This window comes from Methanobrevibacter sp. (genome assembly GCF_045220775.1).
Classification (GTDB): domain Archaea; phylum Methanobacteriota; class Methanobacteria; order Methanobacteriales; family Methanobacteriaceae; genus Methanocatella.
In genome coordinates this window covers 1-6,734 of record NZ_JBGUWC010000116.1, presented here as the reverse complement: position 1 = coordinate 6,734, position 6,734 = coordinate 1, and the positions used below count along the sequence as shown (strand labels likewise).

The window sequence follows — 6,734 nt, the reverse complement described above, 5'->3', positions numbered from 1 at the left end:
GGTGTGTTCTCCATATTTGTGGTCGCCAAAGACGAAATCAGTCAATGCAAACTCAGCAGAACCGTTGACCAATGTAATATTGGCAACTTGCTCGCCATCAATGAAAACCAAAACATAACCTTCAGCATCGTCACCGAATGCCATCTTAATGGTATCGTCATCGTCCAACACAAGTGGCTCCGGCAATGATAACCAGCGACCGTCATCTCCAACAAACAAAGTCAGATAGTTATTGTAGAATGAAACATTGCCGTCATCAAGAGTTGCATTATAAGAAATCCAGACTGTATGATTACCATAACTTAAAACACCCAAATCAACATTGTTCTGTCCCTCAACAAGAGCGTATGTGATTTTATTACCATTATCAATTTGAACTGTCACGTTTCCTGCTTTTATGACATTGATTGTTACAATTACATTCTCATTTTCCTTAACGTTTTTATCCATGCTGACATTAACATCATCTGTTTGGGTTAAAGTTTCAAATGTGAATGTTGTGGAATTCAAAACGGATCCGAACTCGCTGTCACAAACCCTAACTTCAGCAGCATGCATTCCAGGAGCCCAGGATGCAGATGAAATGAAGGTGATTAAGCCTTTTTCAAAAGTCTTGTGTGAGTAAAGCTCACCGTCAATGTATAGTTCACCATAAGCAGAAATAGGTTCATAGACACGAACGCCAGCAAACGGCAATTCACAAGCATATCTTGAAGTTTCATTGACAGCAATAATTATATCATCTAAGAATTCAACTTTTAAAGTGTTGCTGGTAACATCTAACTCATTTATGCCATCAGCTGTGAATTTAACATCAACATCATAGTCCCCATTGATTTCATAGAAACCTAAATCGGACAATGATAAAGCAAAGTCATTATTGTCATAATTCGCTTTAATGTCAGCAATATTGAATTTATAAACTGCCTGACTGTCAAAGTCAGTGGTTACATTCATGTTTGAAATGTTGGAGCCATGATTATTTTTAAATTTGATGGTTACAATGATTTGACCGGTTGTTAACAAATCAGGAATATTCAAATTGACGAAGTTGCCGTAATAGTCCTCTACGTTTTCAGTCACGTTAGGTGTGAAATCATTGGAGTCGACATCCTTCCATAACACATCCAAAGTGGTTTCGCCGCTTCTTTCATTACCATTACCATATAAAACAGTGATACTATCTCCGAAATTCTTATTTTCAAAATCAGAATAACTTAAAATGTAACGACCATCATCATATTTTAAATCTTTGATGTTTTTTGTAAAAATTGTAGCGTTATCAGAATTCAAAACAGTTATGGTACCGTTTGTTGAATTGATATCCCCATAATAGGTATCCAGGTATAACAAGACTGGATCAATACCGTAACCTGTGAATAATCTGGTACTTGCATTTTGATAGTTTACCTTAATGTTTGATGTCAATGTTACGTTTTTATTGAATAATTCTGTTTCCATAGGTTGATGCACTTCAGTATCAGAATCAGTCCTGTGTGTGATCCTAACATTGTAAATTCCATTATCTGTGATATTTAAATCAGGCAAATAAAGATATAGCTTAGAAATTCCATCACTTACACTACATAAATGGGTTAGATAAAGATCACTTTTATTTTGTCCACCGAATATTCTTCCCAAATCTTCAACCTTTTGGCCGTTTACATAGACAACGAAGTAACCTCCTCCAATATCTATATCAATACTTTGCCTATTTGCATCATCGGTAGCTTCTATAATTATGACATTGTCTTCCCCGTTACACAATATGTCATCAGAAACAGTTATCTTGAACAAATTGGCCACATTTTCTGGAGTGTTAACCTTATGTATCCAATCTCCTTTTCTAACACCCCTATCAAATGATAGGGTGGTGTTGCCATAAGTGAATGTTACTGTGAAATTCACACCTTCTGGAAGGCAGGAATAATCAAATTCTGTAATATTATCTAAGATTCTATACTCCCAGCATCCATCCTCATCCTCATATCCGAAATAACCTTCTTCGAATTCGGATAATGATTTAGAGAATAATATTGTTCCATCATCAGCTATAAGCTGAATGGCGCCTTCAGTAATGTTGAAATATTCTGGAATTGTTAAAATCATTAATCTGCCATCATGTTCACCCATTCCAAACTCGGAATGGCCTATTTCACCAAAGTGGAAATCCAAATCTATTGAATCAACATCATAACTTCCGAATTCAAGTAAACCATCCTCATTAAAGGAACAGACGATAGTCCTGTAACCGATTACTTCATCATTGGATGTTAAAGTAATATTGATTAAATCATCCCCTTTGAGATTTTCAGGGTTCAAAATGCCCAAATTAAGATGATATACTTTACCTAAACAATTATAATCATAATCATAGTCAAAGCTAGCCAATTCTTTAGTTAAAACATAATCCTCATAATTTATTTGCACAACTGCTGTTTCTGTGATATTCAACTCATCCGGAACAACGATACCTGCAAAAGTGGCATCTTCTTGTGAAACATTATATGCGTTTCTTTGTTCTTCTTCATCATCACTAGTTTGAATATATAAATATAAGTCTCCAGGTAAAACAATTTTAACCAAATCAATACGCAATTCTTCATATTTATATAATTTAATAATGTCATCAGTTTTTTGAATGACATATCTATTGTTTGTAATCCATCGAGAATCGATTGGTTCTCCTGTATATAGGGTAAATATGATTGAATCCTTATCTGAAACTGAATCAAATGAGTTTACTTCTTCAAGGAGTATAGGATAGTTATAAGCTCCGAAACTACCATAATCTGCATGCCATTCATATTCCCTTCCTTCAAGTTCACTAGACCTTATTGAGAAAAGTTCTTTATCACCGCAGGTTATATTAAAAGTGAAATTAGAATCAATCATATCATATGGAACTCCAATGTAAGCTACCGCATCACCAGGATTAAGATTATTATCAGTATCCACTTGATAAGAGAGACTTTCATCATACACCAACCCTTCTCTTTCTACAGATACAACAGAATCATCTACTCTGAAGTCAATTATATAATTGTCACCATGCAATTCATGGATTACTGTCCATTTATTATACATAGTGCTGTTGATTTTATAACTAAACTCACCGGCAGGAACGAATTCTTCTTCATCTTCATTAAATTCTTCGAGGATTATTGTGATAGTTCCTTGAGCATTTTCCGGACAGAAGAAGTAAATTTCAGCTCCGTCATCTTCTATAATATGAGAATATAATTTTGCCCTGTATGTGTCATTTTCAAAGCGAACAACGTTCAGTGTCTGTCCAAAAGTCTCTTCATCACCGTTGTCACCTATGAAATTGATTGCAATATCATATTCGCCAGGTTCTGTAATACCTAATGTTTTTAAATACCATACATAACGGTAATCCCAACCACTATAAATCTTAGTATTGAATTTTGATTCCCCATTGACAAGTAATTCAACCATTCCAGATCCAACATCCTCTTGTACATGAATTTCAAATAAATAACCTTCATTGTCAATGTAAACTACACCATTATCATCCATATTACATAAATCCACCCACATAATAGGTTCATGATTAAAGCACTCTACAGGCAACCCTGTTTCAGCTATAGGACCTTCATCCTCATTTTCAAATATTTTGATATTGAACCAGTCATCATAGTCAATTCCCAAATCATCCAATGTCCAGCTCATAACATCAGAATCGATGACAACATCATCAAAGTAGTCATCATTTATTTTGATTGTATAAGTGTTTCCCATACTGTAATCAGGACAGAAAAGGTATAACACCGGATTGTCCATATCTTCAGACTGAACACCATAGCAAAGGTCTGAAACAAGTCTGAATTGGCTTCTATCGTCATCAACAAACAAAGTGTATGTAATGCTTTCGGAAAGCTCACCATCATCAAATGATTCAATGGTGATTTCATGTTCCCCTGCATCTGCAATTCCCAAATCATTTAATGTCCATACATATGGATCCTCTTTTTCACATTGTCTGCCATTGACATAAACTTTAACATTTGCTTCTTCATCATAAATTTTTAAAACAGTGAATGGATATCCAATGAAAATATCCCCTTCAAATGCTCCAAAGTCCAATTGAACCAATTGAAATGTAGATTCCTCCAAATAGAGTACAGTATCATCATTTATATAAGTCAAATTAATTGTGTAAACTCCATATTCATTAATGATGTCTTCTACCTCACACAGCCTCCATATAATCTGGCCATCTTCATCAGCATCATCGACAGTTTTTTCAAAAGTTTGACAATCCCCGTTGGAATTTGTAATATTTAATACAAAAGTGCCCTTATAAACATCATTTAACCAAACTTTAAATAATTCACGTTCCCCGTCATTATTTGATTCATGGCTTGATATCGTCCAATCCATGTTTAGATTCATAAAACACCAAACACCGACATATATGTAATCTATAAACTCACCTTCATGATTATCATCAGTATAATGCACTATTTCAAATTCATGGTCACCATTGCCATCTATTCCTAAATCATCTAGAGTCCAGGTCATCCATTCATTAGGTTTTACATCAAACTCATCTTCCAAAGATTCCCCATAAATGCCAATGGATCCTTCACTGCCATCCGGACAGTAGATATATAATGCAGGTTCATCAAGGTCTGAAACTTGGAAATTAGAAAATACTAAAAAATCGGACTTATCAAACTCGATAACATTTAAAGTGTAACTAATCTCTTCAATTAGCTCTCCATCCTCATCAAATGATTTAATAGTGATGTTATATTCTCCTACCTTATCAATGCCCAAATCCCTAAATCTCCATCCATATGGATTTTCTTCACTGTTTTGACACTGATTATCATTGACATAAATTTCAACATTCGCTTCTCCATCCCAAATTCTTATTACATCGAATGGATATTCTTTAAATATATCTCCTTCTTGTGAAGCAAATTCCAATTGGATTAACTGGAAACTAAAATCTTCAATTATAGATATGTCTGTATCTCCATTAACATAATTTACATTGAAATTATAAGCTCCCACCTCATCAATAATATCCAACTCAGACAATCTCCATACAATATGATTATCCATATCATAATCATCTGGAATAGTTTTATTATATGTTTTGGAATAATCATCCTGATTTGTAATAGTTAAAGATAGAGTACCTTCATAAACATTCCAGACCCCAATATTGCATATTTCTTTGTCATAATCATCATTATTTTTAGTTTCACGGTTACTCACCCAACAATAATGGAAATTATCTTCAGTAATCTCATCATCAGAATCCTTTAAATCGTCACCGTCATCCATCTCAACAGCAACATTTTCTTCACATATTTCACTTAATTCATCATCAAGAGATGCATCCGCCACATCTCCCTCATCCATAGCTGCCAAATCATCAGACGTGATATTATCCGATGCGCTGACAGCCCCCATTGTTAAAATCGCCAATAATATTAACGTTATCAGCATTCCTTTTTTAAACCTCATATATCAACAACTCAAATATAAATCGATTTAATATTAAATATAATATAATGTTTATAATTAAAAGCTATTTATAATTTAATAAAAAGTTGCTAATTTCTTTTACTTTTTTAAAGACTATCAAAAAAATAATTTATCGAAATTGACATTTTACTAATTAATTTTCAATCCATAATGTATACAATATGTTACTTTAAAATTTAATAAAAAATGAAAAAATAGGTAGAAAAATAATGTTTAAAAAAAATAATAAAAAAAATAAGGAAAATTAAAATCCTTATTTTTTAACTTTAACAGTTCTTTTGACTGTGTCTTTCAAGTATGTTGCTTGGTATTTTACCTTTTTGCCAACCTTGAGCTTTTTAAGTGCGCTTGATTTGATGGTGACTTTTGCCACTCCTTTCTTGTTGGTTTTGGCCTTGTACTTTTTACCGTTGAACTTGAAGGTAACTGTTTTCTTTTTAAGGTATTTTCCTTTGACTTTCTTAAGGGTTGCAGTCAATACAAGCTTTTTGGCTGATTTTTTAACTGTAACCTTTTTGAGTGAAACAACATGTTTTACTTTCAAGTTTTTAGTAACGCTTACATCCAAAGCTTTGGTTGTAATCTTGTAAGATCCAGGAATGCTTTTTATCACAACACTGGCAACACCTTTAGAGTTAGTTGTTACGGTCTTATATGCCTTATTGTTAATCAGGAATGTTACTTTGACTCCGCTTGCAAGACTGCCATCAGGCTTGTAGACAGTGACTGAGTACTTGTTGCCCGCAGAATACAATGCAGTCAGTGCGCTTGCAGAAATCTTAGCCGGCTTGTGATAAACTGTTAGAGACAAGCTGTTTGAAGATGGACCGTATTTGTTATCTCCAGAATAAGTCCACGAAATCAGATATGCGCCATTCTTAAATTGAGATAAGTCTAATCTTGCAATACCGTTAACGATTTCAACAACAGGGCCTTTAACACCATCAACAAAGAAGGCAATGGTACCAATAGCATCGTATGCGATATTTCCCTCATCATCATAAACATATACTATGAAATAATTGTCGTCATCGGACTGTGCAACTGAAGTGGTTTCCTTAGGCAAGATATTCAAAGCATATTTCACAGGAGTCTTGCCGTCAGATTCCAAGAAAAGATCACTATCAAAGGATTTTCCGAAGTAAAGGAAATTGACAGTGTGATTTCCATAGGAATAACCTTCAGTTGAGAAAGTGTAATTGATCTTGCCG

At 34.0% G+C, this 6,734-nt stretch carries 2 protein-coding genes; both read right to left on the bottom strand.

All coding sequences use genetic code 11. The features are described from left to right. The coding region (locus ACJROP_RS07890; RefSeq protein ID WP_406534924.1) for a hypothetical protein at window positions 1-5,502 on the bottom strand (5,502 nt) is incomplete at its 3' end. 274 nt (window positions 5,503-5,776) lie between these two features. After that, window positions 5,777-6,734 (bottom strand): Ig-like domain repeat protein (locus ACJROP_RS07885; protein ID WP_406534923.1); only part of this gene is annotated, 958 nt, incomplete at its 5' end.